Origin of the sequence: Rhodococcus sp. 3258 (genome assembly GCF_031456475.1) — a bacterium.
GTDB lineage: Bacteria > Actinomycetota > Actinomycetes > Mycobacteriales > Mycobacteriaceae > Rhodococcoides > Rhodococcoides fascians.
Window position 1 is genome coordinate 26,895 of the sequence record NZ_JAVDUT010000006.1, and the last position, 15,513, is coordinate 42,407.

Here is a 15,513-nt window from a genome sequence, read left to right on the forward strand (position 1 = left end):
ACTTCGTCAGGCGGGCTCGGTTGGTGAACTTTCACAACGCGCCGCACACGTCCAGGGCCTCGTCGACAGAAGTGGTGCGCACGAGCGCGTCGAGGGCTCGTTGCTGCACGAACCCGGTGGAGCTCAGACCGTCGATCCACTGCATCAGGCCGTCGAAGTGCCCGAACGGATCGAGCATCACCATCGGCTTGCTGTGCATGCCCAGATAGCCGGCCGTCCACGTCTCGAACAGTTCTTCGAGCGTTCCGATGCCGCCGGGCAACGTGATGAACGCGTCGGCTCGGTCCTCCATGATCTTCTTCCGCTCACGCATCGTGTCGGTGACGATCAACTCGTCGGCATCGACGTCGGCGACCTCGCGGTGCACGAGCGCTTTCGGGATGACACCGACGGTGTTGCCTCCGGCTGCGCGTGTCGCCGCGGCCACCGCGCCCATCATCGAGACGTTGCCGCCGCCCGACACCAGCTGCCAACCACGTCGACCGATCTCGGTACCGACCTCACGCGCCAGATCGATGAACGACGCGTCGACCGGTCCCGATGCGCAGTAGACACACACGCTGATCCCCGAAACGCCGACCGGCTGCACGCTCACTGCTGGGCCTCCCGGACGATGCGGACGGCCTCGTCGACGCTGTCGGTGCAATGGATGAGGTCGAGGTCCTTCTCGGACACCTTGCCTTCTTTCACGAGAGTGGTCTTGATCCAGTCGAGCAATCCCGACCAGAAGTCCTTGCCCAGCAACACGATCGGGAATCGTGTGACCTTCGCGGTCTGCACGAGTGTGAGCGCCTCGAAGAGTTCGTCGAGAGTACCGAAGCCTCCGGGCAGGCACACGAACGCTTGGGAGTACTTGACGAACATGGTCTTGCGCACGAAGAAGTATCGAAAATTGACACCGAGATCGACCCAGTCGTTGAGGCCCTGCTCGAACGGCAGCTCGATGCCCAGTCCGATGGAGTACCCGTCGGCCTCGCTCGCGCCGCGGTTCGCGCCCTCCATCACACCGGGACCGCCGCCGGTGATCACGGCGAAGCCTTCACGCGCCAGAGCAGCTCCGAGTTCACGCGCCCGCTCGTATTCGGGATGGTCGACGGGTGTGCGCGCCGAACCGAACACCGTCACCGCTCGCGGCACCTCGGCCAGAGCACCGAAGCCTTCGACGAATTCGCTCTGAATACGCAGCACGCGCCAGGTATCCGAATGAATCCAGTTTCCGGATCCGCGTTCGTCGAGCAGGCGCTGATCCGAGGTGGACGTCTCGGTGTTTCGACTGCGGCGCAGTACGACGGATCCCTTGTGTTTGGCCGGCTTTTCGCTGCCGATCTGTTCGTAACTACCTGGGTCGTCGACACTGTTCATGGCGTTCAGGCTATCCGGCGGAGAGGTAGCTCCGTAGAACCTGTGTGACGTGGGTGATCTGTTCGACCGGGACGCGCTCGTCGCGCTTGTGGGCGAGGTTGGGATCGCCCGGTCCGTAGTTGACTGCGGGTATGCCGAGGGCGGAGAACCGGGAGACGTCGGTCCAGCCGTACTTGGCCCGGAACTGTCCTCCCGCTGCCTCGATGAGGGCAGCGGCAGCAGGCTGGTTCAGACCGGGCAGCGCACCCGGTGACGAGTCGGTCACCTCGAACCCGAGATCGAGTCCGTCGACCACCTCACGGACATGCTCGACGGCCTCGTCGACACTGCGGTCCGGTGCGAAACGGAAATTGACGTCGAGCTCGGCGGCATCGGGGACAACATTGCCCGCCACCCCGCCTGCGATCCGAACTGCTTGCAGCCCTTCGCGATATACACATCCATCGATATCGACGCTGCGAGCGTGGTAGGCCGCCAGCCGATTGAGCACCGCACCGAACTTGTGAATGGCGTTGTCGCCCAGCCAGGATCGGGCACTGTGCGCTCGGGTTCCCGACGCCGTCAGCCGAACACGCAGTGTCCCTTGGCAACCGGCTTCGATGAACCCGCCGGACGGTTCGCCCAGAATCGCGACATCGGCGTTCAGCCATTCGGGTAGCTCACGTTCGATGCGACCGAGACCGTTGCGTGAGGCAGCAATCTCCTCGCAGTCGTAGAACACCAGAGTCAGGTCGTGTGCCGGGTTGTCGATCGTCGCGGCGAGGTGAAGAAACACCGCATCGCCCGACTTCATGTCGACGGTCCCGCAGCCGTGCAGGATGTCCCCCTCGGCGCTCTCGTGCTCGCGCCTCGACGGGACGTTGTCGGCTATCGGCACGGTGTCGAGATGACCGGCAAGCATCACCCGTGAACCCAGCCCGCGGTTGGTTCTGGCCAGGACGGCGTTGCCGCTCCGAATTATCTCGAAGCCCGTGGTCTGCTCGCGAAGTGCCTGCTCCACCTCGTCGGCGATACGCGCCTCGTCCTCACTGACACTGGGGATGTCCACCAGCGCTGCGGTGAGGTCTATCGGGTCGGCATGCAAATCGAGCGTCACGGCGACAACCCTAGGCTTTGGGCCCCGGAATCTCGCGGACCACGCCGTCGAAGCCTGCGCCGAACAATCTTCCGCTCGAAAACCCCTGCTCGGAGCGACCGTAGGAGACGACACTGGTCAACCGAGTGCCGGTACCGATCACGCAGGTGACCCCCGGAGCATCGATGCGGACGACGGAACCGCCTGCATTGAGCGGTACCACCGGACGGCCGGCGGCGTCGAGAGTGAGACCGTCCGGGGCAGCCAACGAATCGAGCCCCTTCAGATCGAGCAGGTCTTCCGGTGCCGACGGATTCGCAATCGGGATTCGACTGACGCCCGCGTTCACGAACGTCCGAGAGACGTAGAGATATTTCCCAGCGGCATCGAGCACCGCGCCGTTGGCGCTCGGCAAGCGCGCCCAGCTCGGGTCGACAGAACCGTCGGGGCTGATGCGACCGATGAGCGAACCGAAGTCGTTGGTGGCGTAGACGGTTCTGTCGGCCGCGACCGCGAGTCCGTTGGCAGCACTGAGTCCCTTCGCAAAGGGAGTGACGGCAAGGGTGTCGATGTCGAGTCGAACGATGCCGGCGGCCTTGACGACGTCTCCGACGAATACACGGGGATCGGCACCGTAACCGACCAGGAGCGTCCCGTCGGGCATCCACGCCAGAGCTCCGCCGCCGCCGCTGGGAACCTTCGCAATGGGGTACGCGGGCTGTCCAGGTGCGTCGATGCGGTACACCCGGCCCGAGACGATATCGGTGACATACGCGCGGCCCGACCCATCGACGGCAAGCCCCTCCAGCGCAGCCCCCGGAATTTTCGCGACCTCTGCCGACTTCCCGCCGACTCCGGCGCAGTTGGGTGCGGCAGCTGCGGTGCCGGAACCGGCAACTACGCCGGTCACCGCCAGGAGTGATGCAGCGACCACCGAGATTATCGAACGCATAGCTATTGACCTGCTCGAACTCACGGAATCCCCCGCCTACGGCGACCCCCTGTCAGCCGATGGGCATTTCTACCACGCCTCGGCGACAACCAAGCCGAAAGCGACTCCGAGAATGATGGTCGAAGCGAAGGTTGCCACCAACCCGGTGAACGACATCCCGTCGGCCATCATCGACACTGCTCCTCTTCCGTGCGAAATCCTGCGGGTGGTCATTGTCGTCACTCTGTCAGCCCACCGGCCCCGGGCCGGTCTCCGCGAATCCCGATGTGGTCACGCTCGTCAGTCGAACGGATAACGAACCGCCGTCGTGACCGAACCGGCGACTACCGCCGGTCGGTATGCCCGGAAATCACCTGGGAACCTGCGGCGCCCAGTCACCGAACCACGCACGACGCACCACCGCGTATTCTTCGAGCCGTGAGTGCACAGGGAGCAACAGCAGTAGGTATTGCCAACATCACGACGTCGGGCGTAGTTCTCGACACCTGGTTTCCGAGCCCGGAGTTCGGGTCGGGACTCGAGGCCGGCACGACTCGACTCGAAGGATCCGACATCCCCGCGGAGCTGGCCGCGCTGGTCGGTGCGGACGAGGCGCGCGGCGTCGAGGTCGTCGCAGTGCGCACCAACATCGCATCTCTGGACGATGCTCCGATCGACGCCCACGACGCGTACCTACGACTGCATCTGCTGTCGCATCGCCTGGTCGAGCCGCACGGTCAGAATCTCGACGGGCTGTTCGGACTGCTCTCCAACGTCGTCTGGACCAACTTCGGACCCGCAGCGGTCGAGGGCTTCGAGACTGTGCGTGCGAAGCTGCGTGCCCGCGGCCAGGTGACGGTGTACGGCGTGGACAAGTTCCCGCGTCTGGTCGATTACGTCGTTCCCACCGGCGTCCGCATCGCCGACGCCGACCGTGTGCGTCTCGGCGCGCACCTCGCGAGTGGAACGACGGTCATGCACGAGGGCTTCGTCAACTTCAATGCAGGCACGCTCGGTAACTCGATGGTCGAGGGACGCATCTCCGCGGGCGTCGTGGTGGGTGACGGTTCCGACGTGGGCGGCGGTGCGTCGATCATGGGCACGCTGTCCGGTGGCGGCAAGAACGTCATCTCCGTCGGCAAGAGCTGCCTGCTCGGTGCCAACTCCGGACTCGGCATTTCACTCGGTGACGACTGCGTCGTCGAGGCGGGGCTGTACATCACCGCCGGAACGAAGGTCAGTGGACCGGATGGAACTGTGGTGAAGGCGGCGACGCTGAGCGGCAAGTCCAACCTCCTGTTCCGTCGTAACTCGCTCTCGGGTGCGGTCGAGGTTGTGCCGTGGAAGGGCACCGGCGTCGAGCTGAACGCTGCGCTGCACGCCAACGACTGAGAGCCTGATCGACTCCAATCGATCAGACGGACAATCTCTCCAGCCCCGCACCGTGTTCTCGGTGCGGGGCTGGTGTATTTGTGTGGGGCTGGTGCGTGTTAGCGCGGACTTATGCGATGTGGGGGCCGGCTCGGGCGTGGGATGGCCTGGGTTGTCGGTAGGGGTCGACGGTGGCCGGGGGTACGAACCAGGGGTGTTGATCGCTGCCGATGAACACTTCCCAATCGGAGTGGTGGATGAGTCGGTGATGAAATCCGCACAGGAGGACGAGGTTGTTCATGTCGGTGGGGCCACCATCGGCCCAGTGCCAGATGTGGTGACCTTCGGTCCAGGCGGCGGGTTTGCCGCAGCCGGGGAACGCACAGCCGTGATCGCGGGCCGTCAAGGCGTGTTTCTGTTTCGCGGTGACGGTACGAGCGGTGCGGGCGAGGTTGAGTGGGTTGCCGTTCTCGTCCATGACGATGGCGGTGAGAAGGCAATCGCAGGCCAGTTGGCGAGAGGTGTTGCGGGAGAGCGGGCCCATCCACGGCAGCCAGCCGACGGTGGTGCCGTCGCCGAACAGGTCCCGATATGCGCCACGATCCGCAGTCACTGAACCGGCCTCGTTGTTGGTTTCTGCTGTGGTGTCGATGTCGACCGGGTCGACCAGGTCCGAGTCGAATTCTGTTGTAGCGCGGGTGGTTTCGTCGTCGGTGATGTCGTCACTGCTCTGGCCGCTCAGGCTCTGGAGGTCCTGCAACCGGATGTGGAGGTTGACGTGGGGTCTCTCTCCGCCTTCGGTGGGGCGATCCTTCGAGGCGAGGAAGTGGTCGAGGATCTGCTCGAATGCGTCGGCGCGTCGCCTCGCAGGACTGCGTTCGTCGGGGGTGCCGTCGGCTGCGGGCCGAGGTTCGGTCAGCGGTGAGAGTGCGGTGAAGAGCTTTTCCGCGGTGACGGCATCGAAGTCGGCCTTGAGGCACAGGCGTTGATTGAGCATCTTCGATGCGAACAGTTCGTTGCGGTCGGTGTCCTCAGGGGGCGGCTTGTCGCTGCCGTAGGTGTCTTCGAGTTTGGTGATCGCTTCTCGGATGTTGTCGGTGCGTGCCCCAGGCCCGGTTGCTGCGGTGATCATGGCTTTGCGGGCGATGTCGCGGCCCTCTTGCGGGAGGTTCTTCGGTGGTGTTTCAGCGAAGGTGAGGATCAGGGCGGCGTTGTCGACGGACATGACGCCGGTGTCCACTGCGTCGGCGATGTCGGGGAAGTTCTTCAGTCCGCGGGCGAGGGCAACGATCTTGGTGGCTTTGCTGGGGGTGAGGAGGGTGGTGGAGGTCAGCCACCCGGCGGGCCCGGGGAAGCCGAGTTTCTCCCGGCTGACGCGGGTGTCGATGTCGGCGACGAGGGCGATCCGCCGGGCCTCCAACAGTTGGATCTTGTGGGAGACATCAGCAGCGTCGGCGAGGAGTTCTGCCTCGCTCAGTTGCCAAATCTCCGTCGTCATGGACCAAGTGTATCGAACAAGTGTTCGACTGGCAACCATAGTGCAATCGAAAACTATTGCTGTGCATAAGGATTCGCGAGCCGGAACCTGTCGGTGGTACATGCTAAGAGGATGACCTACTGCACGAGGGACCCCTGGTGATACAGAATCGTCCACTCCCCTGCCTGTCGCTGCCAGAGTGTCGCTCGCCGGGTGCGTCTGTCCATCTGCAGCAGCGAGTACGTCAACAGGTACGTGTCCGAGGCGATCTCACGGACCTCGAAATCGCTGGTTTCCCAGTCGACGTCGTGGTCTCCTGACGGGTCCTGTCGATAGCGCTTCTCGAGAACGGCCCACACCTCGTCACGGTCGTATCGGGTACCGGACGCACCGACCTCCCAGAAATCGACATCGGTCAGACGATCGAAATCGTCACGCGTGATGCCGTACTCACGGCGGTGAAAGATCGGTTCCCGCCGTTCGAGCTCCGCGAGCACGGATCGCACGTCGACCACCGATCTGCCTGCGGCAGCGTCAGCCGATGGTTCCGAGCGAAGCCAGTGTCTTCACCACGGCGCGCGCGGCCTCGGCACCCTTGGTTTCGAGGTGCGCGGTGAAGAAGGCGTTGTGATCGGCGTGTTCGTGGAAGTGATGAGGAGTCAGAACCACCGAGAACACGGGGACGTCGGTGTCGAGCTGCACCCGCATCAGCCCGTCGATCACCGCCGTTTCGACGAAGTCGTGTCGGTAGATTCCGCCGTCCACGACGAGCGCTGCGGCGACGATCGCCGCATACTTTCCGGTTCTGGCGAGCCGCTGCGCGTGCAGCGGGATCTCGAATGCTCCGGGCACCTCGAAGACGTCGACCGCGGTGTCGGCATGGCCCAACTGCTCGAGTTCGGCGGAGAAACCCACCCGCGCACGATCGACGATGTCCAGGTGCCAGGTGGCATGGACGAAGGCAATGGATCCGGCGAGTGGAGTGGTCATGGATGCGATGCTAGCGGTATCGCTCGTCGAGCAAGTCGAGTGTTGCGCCATCGAATTCGCCGGAGAAATACTTCTGCAACACTTCGACGAAAACGGACTGCCCCTTGGTAGCTTCGGCGAAAAGCGTCATGGAGGACTGCAGCTTCTGATTGTCCGGGTAACCGAAGATCTCGTCGACCGTGCTGCCCTCGACCGCAAGAGTGAGCTGCGCGGCTTTCTTCAGGCGTGGCCCGAGAACTTCGTGGGACAGGTACAGTTCGGCCTCGGTCAGGTCTGCGATGCCGAAGTGCTGAGCGGTGGCACTACGGCCCAGGCCGGCCAACTGCGGAAACACGAACCACATCCAGTGCGTCTGCTTCCGACCTGCCTTCAACTCCTTGACCACGACGTTCCAGACGGGATCCTGGGCGTCGACGAAGCGTTGCAGGTCGTATTCGGTCATACCGACAACTTAGCGACACAGGAGTGGAGCCCGCGGAATGACCCGATGGTGGGAGTGGAGCCCGCGGAATGCCCCGATGGCAGGAGTGGAGCCTGCGGAACGACTCGGACGGGTGGGAGTGGAGCCTGCGGAACGACCCGATGGCAAGAGTGGAGCCTGCGGAACGACCCGGTCAGGTGAATCCGCGGAGCAGGGTGTCGACCGTGGCGTCGAGTAGGTCATCGGCAGGCATGCCGTCGAGGAGGTCGCCGGCGGCGAGCACGGCGAGTCCGTGGACGCTCGCGAACGCGACGCGGGCGAGGACGGCAGGCGATGCTTCGGTGATGACTCCCGCGTCCATCGCAGCGTGCAGCAAGGATTCCGTCGCCGCCATGCTTTCGTGCGCAACGTCTTTGAGTTGTTCGCTGGCCTCGGGGTGATGCTTGGTGCTGTACATGACGTCCAGTAGCTGTGGATGTTCGACGGCAAAACCCAGGTAGGCGCGGGCGACACCACGAAACTTGGCCAGCAGCTCTCCCGGACCGGTGGCCGCGTCGACCATTCGCCGATTCATTTCCTGAAAGCCGTGCAGCGCCAACGCATCCAGCAGTGCTTGCTTGTCGCGAAAGTGGCGCGCAGGGGCTGCGTGACTGACACCCACGTCTCGGGCCAACTGCCGCAGCGACAGCGCATCCACGCCGTCGCGGGCGATGCTCTGCTCGGCCTCCTCCAGGAGCACCGCGCGCAGATCACCGTGGTGGTAGCGCTCCGTTGCCATGGACTCACCCTAGGCGATGTTGGCGTTGACAACAATGCTGACAGTGCCTACATTTGCTCGCATGACATCCACAGCACTCATCACCGGGGCGAGCTCCGGCCTCGGCGAGGAATTCGCACATCGCTTTGCCGCACGCGGCGAGAACGTCGTCCTCGTGGCACGACGGGCGGACCGACTCGAGACACTTGCCCGCCGCATCGAAGCAGACCATGGCGTCACCGCGACCGCCGTCGCCATGGACCTGGGCGTACCGGGCATCGGCGAGTCACTACGAAAGAACTTGGCCGACAAAGGGATAACACCCACTACGCTGGTCAACAATGCAGGATTCGGGACCCACGGGCGCTTTCGCGACGAGGATCCGGCGCGGGTGGCGTCGGAAATCGCATTGAACGTCAGCGCGCTGGTGGATCTGACACATGCGTTTCTGCCGAATCTGACCGGCGCGTTGATCAACATCGCGAGTACCGCTGCGTATCAGCCCACTCCGAACATGGCGGTATACGGGGCGACGAAGGCGTTCGTACTGAACTTCACCGAGGCGCTCGCCTACGAGTACCGCACGTCACCGCTGAAGATCCTCGCTCTCTCCCCCGGCCCGACGCGCACCGAGTTCTTCGACGTCGTCGGATCCGAGGATGCCGCAGTGGGCAACTTCCAGACCTCCGAGCAGGTGGTCTCGACGGCCATGCGCGCCTTGGACTCTCGCCGTACCCCTGCCAGCGTCGTGTCCGGTCTTTCCAACAAGATCAGCGCCGGCAGTGTGCGTCTCGCGCCACGATCGTTGGCCGCGATAATCAGCGGTCGCCTACTGAAGGCCTGACCCCTAACCCCGCGGTCGACGCGAATCGATCACTCCCGTGTCGAATCCGGCCAAGTGCAGCCCGCCGTGGAAGCGGGCGTGTTCGATCTTGAGGCACCGGTCCATGACGACGTTCAGTCCCGCCGCCTCGGCGTCGTGGGCAACCTGCTCGTGCCACAACCCGAGCTGCAACCAGATCGTCTTCGCCTGCGCAGCAATGGTTTCGCTCAACACATCCGGGAGATCGTCGTACTTGCGAAAGACGTCGACCAGGTCCGGACTTTTCGGTAGATCCGCGAGAGTCGAATAGACGGTCGTTCCTTCGATGTCCGAGACCGTCGGATTGACGAGAAATATTTCGTAGTTGCTTGTCGAGGACAGATACCGATTGACGAAATAGCTTGCTCGCGACGGGTTCTTGGACGCACCGACGATCGCGACGGTTTTCGTCTCACGCAGGATCCGCTGACGGTCCTGAGCGGAGGGTCCCTGCCAGGTTCGTTCGCTCATGACCGCGCCTTCCCGGTTGCCAGCGTCAAGGCCTGATCGAGATCCCACAGCAGGTCCTCGCCGTCTTCGAGGCCGACACTGATCCGAATGAGTTCGGGCCCCACCCCCGCGCCGGCCAGTTGATCATCGCTGAGCTGTCGGTGGGTGGTGCTGGCCGGGTGGATGACCAGGGTGCGTACGTCGCCGATGTTCGCGACGTGACTGGCCACCTGGACGCTCTCGACGAACGTTCGGCCGGCGTCGCGACCACCTTCGATGCCGAATGCGAACACCGCGCCCGGACCCGAGGGCAGATATTTCGCGGCGCGATCGTGGTGCGAATGACTCTGCAATCCAGCCCATCTCACGTACTCGATGCGTGGGTCCGACTCGAGCCACTCGGCGACGACGCGCGCATTGGCCACGTGCGCGTCCATGCGCTGCGGCAACGTCTCGACGCCCTGGATCAGCGTGAAGGCAGAGTGCGGAGCCAGTGCTGCACCGATGTCGCGCAGTTGCTCACTGCGCAATTTGGTGAGAAATCCGTACTCCCCGAAGTTGCCCCACCACGACAGGCCCCCGTACGAGGCCACCGGCTCGGTCATCTGCGGGAACTTGCCCCGGCCCCAATCGAATCGACCGGACTCCACCACGACGCCGCCGAGCGTGGAGCCGTGACCGCCGAGAAACTTCGTTGCCGAGTGAATGACGATGTCGGCTCCGAACTCGATCGGCCGGCTCAACCACGGTGTCGCCATCGTCGCGTCGACCACCAGCGGGATCCCATGATCGTGCGCGACCGCGGCGAGACCCTCGAGATCGGCGATCTCACCGGAGGGGTTACCGATGACCTCCGCGTAGATCAACTTGGTCGAATCTGTTACCGCCGCCGCATAATCGGCCGGGTCCGTGCCGGGAACGAAGGTGGTCTCGACGCCGAAGCGCCGCAGTGTGACGTCGAGTTGCGTCACGGTTCCGCCGTAGAGTCCGGCTGCCGCGACGATGTGATCACCGGTGCCGGCCAGCGCGGCGAACACCGCGAACTCGGCCGCGAGCCCGCTGGCGAACGCGACCGCCCCGATGCCGCCTTCGAGGCTCGCGATGCGCTCCTCGAAGGCGGCGACCGTCGGGTTACCGATGCGGCTGTAGACGTTGCCGTACTTCTGCAGAGCGAACAGATCCCCTGCGTCAGCAGAATCCTCGAACACGTAGCTCGCCGTTTGATAGATCGGCACCGCACGCGAACCGGTTGCCGAGTCGGGCCGCGCGCCGGCGTGAATTGCTCTGGTACGCAGGCCGAATGTTCGCTCGCTCATGACGTCAGGCCGTTTCGAGGACGGTGTGGATCGGCGTGGGGTTACGCGTGAGATCCAGTACCGGGCAGTGATCGTCCACGGCCTGCTGCAATTCCTCGTACCGCTCACGGGTCTCGGGCCCGGTGACCGTCACGACGACGCGCACCTCACCGAATCCCGGCCGCACGTCGTCGTCGAACCCGAAGAAGCCACGTACGTCGAGGTCGCCCTCGGCCTTCGCCTTGATGTCGTCGACGACGATACCGAGCTTCTCGGCCCAGACGCGGTAGGTGACCACCTGGCAGGACAGCAGCGACGCGAGGTAGTACTCCACGGGATTGGCGGCCGTGTTCTCTCCGCCGAGGGCCGGCGGCTCGTCGACCTCGACGCTGAACTTGCCGAGTGTGACGGTGCTGGCGACGGCATCGTGCGCGGTGGCGGAGGCACGGAATACAGCGTGAGCGTTCTTCGCGTCCGCGCGTACTGCGTCGTCGGTGGCAGCGATGACGCCGCCGAGATGGGAGACAGATGTGGTCATGAGTGATCCTGTTCGTAGAAAGAGGTTGCCGGAACGACCCGAGGAGCGTGTGGAACTCGTCGGGGCTGGGTTCGATCGACAGTTACGAACAGGAAGAAGTGCAGACCAGGCACAGATCGATGGTGCGACGACGCACGAGCCTTCTGCCCGCGTCGGTCACATGTGTCTCGGTCACGGTGCCGACAATAGCCTAAGAGAACTGGTCTGCGCCGACGTCGGTTTCGTCGTCGGTGATCGCGGCAACGATCCGTGAGGCCACTGCCTCCGGCGTCAGGCCCTGCGGTAGTTTCGGTGCCTGCCCGGCGATCGGCCGCGTCGCCAGCCCCGTCTCGGTGTGCGGAGGCCGCACGTCGACGATACGGATCTTCGACTTCCGTGCCTCTGTGCGAACACTTTTCAGCAGCGCACTCGCCGCGGCCTTGCTCGCCGAGTAGGCACCCATGTTGGGCATCGGCTTGTCTGCGACCACCGCACTGATGTTGAGCACGAATCCACCCTGATCCAGAGTGGTCAGCGCTTCACGCATGATGCGCAGCGGTGCCAGGTAGTTGAGCAACAGCAGCTCGTCGACGGTGTCGTCGTCCACCTCGGCGACCGAACCGAAGGCCACCACACCCGCGGCGATCACGATCCCGTCGAGACCGCCGTGGTGTTCGACGGCCTCCGCGACTACCGAGCGAGCCGAATCCGGCAGCGTCAGATCGGCATTCACCGTGTGATGCTCCGCGGACTCGAGGCTGCGTCCGCTGATGGTAAGCCGCGCGCCGGCCTGGGCGAGTTGCTCGACGATCGGGCCGCCGAGTCCGCCACTGGCACCGAATACGAGAATGCGTGCGCCGTCGAGGTTCATGACTCGAAGCTAGCGCGTTGCACCCGACCCGCGCTCACAACGCGGAGTCAGCCGAGGAGCTTCTTCTGCACCTTGCCCATCGCATTGCGCGGCAGCGAGTCGACGACGCGAATCTCCCGGGGCCGCTTGTGGATCGACAATTCGGTGGCCACCAGGTCGATGAGCACTCGATCCTCGACCTCGGTACCGACGACGAACGCCACGATGCGTTGACCCAGATCGTCGTCGGGCAGGCCGACGACAGCTACTTCGTCCACGCTCGGGTGGCCCAGCAACACCGTCTCGATCTCCCCCGCGCCGACGCGATAGCCGCCGGACTTGATCAGGTCGGTCGAGGCTCGCCCGACGATGCGATGGAACCCGTCGGGCTCGATGAGGGCGACGTCTCCGGTGTCGAACCACCCGTCCTCGGTGTAGGTCTTCGCCGTCGCCTCGGGGTTGTTCAGGTAACCGTCGAACAGCATGGGGCAGCGGATCTGCAAGGCACCGATGGATTCGCCGTCGTGGGGCAGAATTTCGCCCTTCTCGCCCAGCAGTCGGGTTTCGACGCCTGCGACGGGCAGTCCTACCGATCCTGGTCGACGTTCACCGTCGGCGCGAGTGCTGATGGTGATGAGGGTTTCGCTCATGCCGTACCGCTCGATGGGAGCCTGACCGGTGAACTCACGCAGCTTCTCGAACACCGGAACCGGGAGCGGCGCACTGCCGGACACCAATAGTCGGGCGTGGGCCAGGGCGCGGGCGGACGTCTCATCCGCGGCGACGCGCGACCATACGGTCGGCACCCCGAAATACAGAGAACCCCGCGCTGCCGCATAGAGCTCGGGAGTCGGTTTGCCGGTGTGGATCAACGGGCTTCCGACTCGCAGTGGGCCGAGCAACCCGAGAATAAGTCCGTGCACGTGAAACAGCGGAAGACCGTGCACCAGAGTGTCTTTCCACGTCCAGCTCCAGGCCTGCGCCAACGCGTCGAGCCCGGCCGCGATGGCGCTGCGAGAAATCAGCACACCTTTCGGTGGGCCTGTGGTGCCGGAGGTGTAGAGCACGAACGCGATCGACGACGGCTGCGGCTCGGGGTAGCTGTGCCACGACCGTGCGTGCTGACGCACCGGCAGAACCGTCAGACCCGCGGTGTCCGGCGGCGCTTCGCCGAGCCACGCCTGCGCACCCGAATCGCGGAGGATGTGCTCACGTTCGGCCGAGCCTGCATCCGGTGGGACGGGAACAACGGTGACACCGGCAATCATCGCACCGACGACGGCGAGCACCGTTTTCACCGATGGCGTCGCGTGGATGGCGAGCCGATCTGCCCGGCCGATGCGCTCGGCTACGGAAGTCGCCGCTCCCAGGATGTCGGCACGAGAGAGCGAGATGCCGTCGATGGTGACGGCGTCGGGAATATCGTCTCCCCGCGCAACGGCGAGTGGGTTCAGTGAACGAAGCAGCACATGGCTACCGTACAGACATGGACGTGGACGGAATCGACACCGGCGACTACGCCGAGTACATGACGGTCGCCGCCGGTGACCTGCAGGCGGGTGTCTATCTGATCGGAACCGACGCCGAACAGGACGTCGATTCCGAAGACGACCTCGACCTGGACCTCGAGGACGAGGACTCCGACGACGAGGACATCGACCTCGCGCACGTCAGTGACGGAGCGCCGCGACTGGTCTACTCGGTGCAGTCCGACGATTTCTGGACGCGAGTGGAGTTGGCCGACCTCCGAGCGACTCAGCTCTACGAGGAGGCGCACGCGCGCAACCCCGAGGTCAACGCCGAACCGAAGCGGTTCACCACCGTCGAAGCCTTCGGCAGCAACGAATTGGTCTACATCCTCCGCATCAGGCGCGGCGGATGGGACGTCGGCGAGCCGGACCTCGACTGACGGTCCACCGCAACTAGGCCGAAGACGCCACCGTTCCGATTCCGAGGGCGACGAGGAATCCAGCGCTGATGCGGTCCAGCCAGTCGGTCACGGCCGGTTTACGCAGCAGCGTCACAGCGCGTGAGGCGAGAACGGAGAACACTCCCATCACCACGGCCGCGACAACCACCTCGACCAGCCCGAGCGTCATGGCACCGGTGAACGTGACCACAGTGAGGAACTGCGGCACCACCGCTAGGTAGAACAGTCCGACCTTCGGGTTGAGCGCGCACGAGAGAACTCCGGCACCGAACGCCGACCATGCGGATGCCGCCACCGGGACCAACGGCTCGCCTGCCACCTTGTTCTTCCGGCGGGCTCGAAAAGCCCTCACTCCTAGGTACAGCAGGTACAACCCACCGAGAACTTTGACGACGCGGTACGCCGTCGCGGATTGCTCGACGATCGCCGCCAACCCGACGGCCACCAGCACGGCCCAGAACAGTCCGCCGATCGCGACACCCATCGCCGCAGCGACGCCTGGCTTGAGGCCGCCGATGCTGTAGCGGAGCACCAGAAACGAATCCGGCCCGGGCAGAATCGCCAGCAGAAAGCACACACCGGCGAAGCTGAGCAGCAGGCTGAGGGTCATGGGTACATGAGAACACTCACGATGCGAGCCGTTCAAGTCAGCGTGGTAAGGCTCCATCGGCCCTGAACCTTATCCGCGGTAGACCCCATCGGAGTCGAGATGGTCCGCAAAATCGGCAAAGTCCAAGTTGGCGATGGACAAGTTGTTCTCCACGGAAGGCAACCTTTCCGGAGTCACGCGGAAACTTCGCACCCTTTCGGCCACATGCTCATCGGCCACATCCTCATCGTCGACGTCCTCATCGTGAGATTCCTCGTCGTCGACCATGTCCAACACGAGAATTGGATATTCCGGATTGTGGATGGTCACCGAGTCCGCAACGAACAAGTAGTGACTGTCGACGTCTAGGGCGAGCAGTTCCTCTGTGGTCCGATTTTCGAATCTGCGGTCGTCGACTGGGGTGAGTACCGCCTGCATATCGAACCCGCCGGGGTGACGATGAATGGCTTGCGCGTCGCGCACGACCGTGTGCCAGGCATCATCATCACTGAAGTCGGTGCGGACCAGAATGGACTGTCCGTGAGGGAGATCGAGAGCCATACCCGAACTCTAGCGACGCTGGCCTCCCTGCGGTGAGACTGCGAACAACGGACCGTCTTTCGCGGCGCAGCGTCG

The 15,513-nt window shown here is 64.2% G+C and carries 20 protein-coding genes; 3 read left to right on the plus strand and 17 right to left on the minus strand.

Annotation, left to right across the window (positions count from 1 at the left end; all coding sequences use genetic code 11):
• Positions 1–31 precede the first annotated feature (31 nt).
• The 5 genes from J2X62_RS18740 to J2X62_RS18760 all read right to left on the minus strand — a co-directional run bounded on the left by J2X62_RS18740 (position 32) and on the right by J2X62_RS18760 (position 3,602).
• A complete protein-coding gene (locus J2X62_RS18740) occupies positions 32–595 on the minus strand; it encodes a TIGR00730 family Rossman fold protein (RefSeq protein ID WP_230074810.1) in 564 nt (187 codons plus the stop codon).
• Entirely contained in the window at positions 592–1,362 is a 771-nt protein-coding gene (locus tag J2X62_RS18745) for a TIGR00730 family Rossman fold protein (protein ID WP_222061508.1), read from the minus strand. The genes J2X62_RS18740 and J2X62_RS18745 overlap by 4 nt, the downstream gene beginning before the upstream one ends.
• Positions 1,363–1,372: 10 nt before the next feature.
• Positions 1,373–2,458 carry a succinyl-diaminopimelate desuccinylase gene (dapE, locus tag J2X62_RS18750; RefSeq protein WP_032365377.1) on the minus strand — a complete coding sequence of 362 codons (1,086 nt, stop codon included), beginning with the start codon at positions 2,456–2,458 and terminating at the stop codon, positions 1,373–1,375.
• A gap of 10 nt (positions 2,459–2,468) precedes the next feature.
• Positions 2,469–3,389, minus strand: a complete 921-nt coding sequence (locus tag J2X62_RS18755; protein WP_310182537.1) for a hypothetical protein — start codon at positions 3,387–3,389, stop codon at positions 2,469–2,471.
• 69 nt (positions 3,390–3,458) lie between these two features.
• Positions 3,459–3,602, minus strand: a complete 144-nt coding sequence (locus tag J2X62_RS18760) for a hypothetical protein (RefSeq protein ID WP_179275110.1) — start codon at positions 3,600–3,602, stop codon at positions 3,459–3,461.
• A 204-nt stretch (positions 3,603–3,806) separates the two neighbouring features.
• Between J2X62_RS18760 and dapD the strand changes: the two genes are divergently transcribed.
• Complete coding sequence (gene dapD / locus J2X62_RS18765; protein ID WP_094718716.1) at positions 3,807–4,760, plus strand: 2,3,4,5-tetrahydropyridine-2,6-dicarboxylate N-succinyltransferase; 954 nt, start codon at positions 3,807–3,809, stop codon at positions 4,758–4,760.
• Between the two features lie 109 nt (positions 4,761–4,869).
• Here dapD and J2X62_RS18770 read toward each other — a convergent pair whose 3' ends face one another.
• The 5 genes from J2X62_RS18770 to J2X62_RS18790 all read right to left on the minus strand — a co-directional run bounded on the left by J2X62_RS18770 (position 4,870) and on the right by J2X62_RS18790 (position 8,405).
• Positions 4,870–6,237 (minus strand): DUF222 domain-containing protein, encoded by a 1,368-nt coding sequence (locus tag J2X62_RS18770; RefSeq protein ID WP_310182539.1) that lies wholly within the window; start codon positions 6,235–6,237, stop codon positions 4,870–4,872.
• Between the two features lie 116 nt (positions 6,238–6,353).
• On the minus strand, positions 6,354–6,722 hold the full coding sequence (locus J2X62_RS18775) for a DUF4440 domain-containing protein (protein WP_310182541.1): 369 nt from the start codon (positions 6,720–6,722) through the stop codon (positions 6,354–6,356).
• A 28-nt stretch (positions 6,723–6,750) separates the two neighbouring features.
• Entirely contained in the window at positions 6,751–7,206 is a 456-nt protein-coding gene (locus J2X62_RS18780) for a 6,7-dimethyl-8-ribityllumazine synthase (RefSeq protein ID WP_032383855.1), read from the minus strand.
• Between the two features lie 10 nt (positions 7,207–7,216).
• Complete coding sequence (locus J2X62_RS18785) at positions 7,217–7,648, minus strand: DUF1810 domain-containing protein (protein WP_310182543.1); 432 nt, start codon at positions 7,646–7,648, stop codon at positions 7,217–7,219.
• A gap of 172 nt (positions 7,649–7,820) precedes the next feature.
• On the minus strand, positions 7,821–8,405 hold the full coding sequence (locus J2X62_RS18790) for a TetR/AcrR family transcriptional regulator (protein ID WP_032369641.1): 585 nt from the start codon (positions 8,403–8,405) through the stop codon (positions 7,821–7,823).
• 61 nt (positions 8,406–8,466) lie between these two features.
• Here J2X62_RS18790 and J2X62_RS18795 point away from each other — a divergent pair, with 61 nt between their 5' ends.
• Positions 8,467–9,228, plus strand: a complete 762-nt coding sequence (locus J2X62_RS18795; protein WP_032390520.1) for an SDR family oxidoreductase — start codon at positions 8,467–8,469, stop codon at positions 9,226–9,228.
• Between the two features lie 3 nt (positions 9,229–9,231).
• On the opposite strand, the gene J2X62_RS18800 is transcribed toward J2X62_RS18795, so the two are convergent.
• The 5 genes from J2X62_RS18800 to J2X62_RS18820 form a co-directional block, all read right to left on the minus strand.
• A complete protein-coding gene (locus tag J2X62_RS18800) occupies positions 9,232–9,717 on the minus strand; it encodes a CoA-binding protein (protein ID WP_057472841.1) in 486 nt (161 codons plus the stop codon).
• Positions 9,714–11,012, minus strand: coding sequence for an O-acetylhomoserine aminocarboxypropyltransferase/cysteine synthase family protein (locus J2X62_RS18805; protein WP_027498073.1), 1,299 nt, complete (start codon positions 11,010–11,012; stop codon positions 9,714–9,716). The genes J2X62_RS18800 and J2X62_RS18805 overlap by 4 nt, the downstream gene beginning before the upstream one ends.
• Positions 11,013–11,016: 4 nt before the next feature.
• A complete protein-coding gene (locus J2X62_RS18810) occupies positions 11,017–11,529 on the minus strand; it encodes an OsmC family protein (protein WP_027498074.1) in 513 nt (170 codons plus the stop codon).
• Between the two features lie 190 nt (positions 11,530–11,719).
• Positions 11,720–12,379 carry an SDR family oxidoreductase gene (locus tag J2X62_RS18815; protein ID WP_201011203.1) on the minus strand — a complete coding sequence of 220 codons (660 nt, stop codon included), beginning with the start codon at positions 12,377–12,379 and terminating at the stop codon, positions 11,720–11,722.
• Between the two features lie 47 nt (positions 12,380–12,426).
• Positions 12,427–13,827, minus strand: a complete 1,401-nt coding sequence (locus J2X62_RS18820; protein ID WP_222061501.1) for an acyl-CoA synthetase — start codon at positions 13,825–13,827, stop codon at positions 12,427–12,429.
• A gap of 17 nt (positions 13,828–13,844) precedes the next feature.
• On the opposite strand from J2X62_RS18820, the gene J2X62_RS18825 reads away from it, so the two are divergent.
• The gene (locus J2X62_RS18825) at positions 13,845–14,267 is read left to right on the plus strand and encodes a hypothetical protein (RefSeq protein ID WP_027498077.1); all 423 of its coding nucleotides are present in this window, start codon (positions 13,845–13,847) and stop codon (positions 14,265–14,267) included.
• Between the two features lie 13 nt (positions 14,268–14,280).
• On the opposite strand, the gene J2X62_RS18830 is transcribed toward J2X62_RS18825, so the two are convergent.
• Together J2X62_RS18830 and J2X62_RS18835 are read right to left on the minus strand one after the other, a co-directional pair.
• Positions 14,281–14,898, minus strand: a complete 618-nt coding sequence (locus J2X62_RS18830; RefSeq protein ID WP_032365362.1) for a LysE family translocator — start codon at positions 14,896–14,898, stop codon at positions 14,281–14,283.
• A 69-nt stretch (positions 14,899–14,967) separates the two neighbouring features.
• Complete coding sequence (locus J2X62_RS18835; RefSeq protein WP_204846869.1) at positions 14,968–15,438, minus strand: DUF6924 domain-containing protein; 471 nt, start codon at positions 15,436–15,438, stop codon at positions 14,968–14,970.
• Positions 15,439–15,513 lie beyond the last annotated feature (75 nt).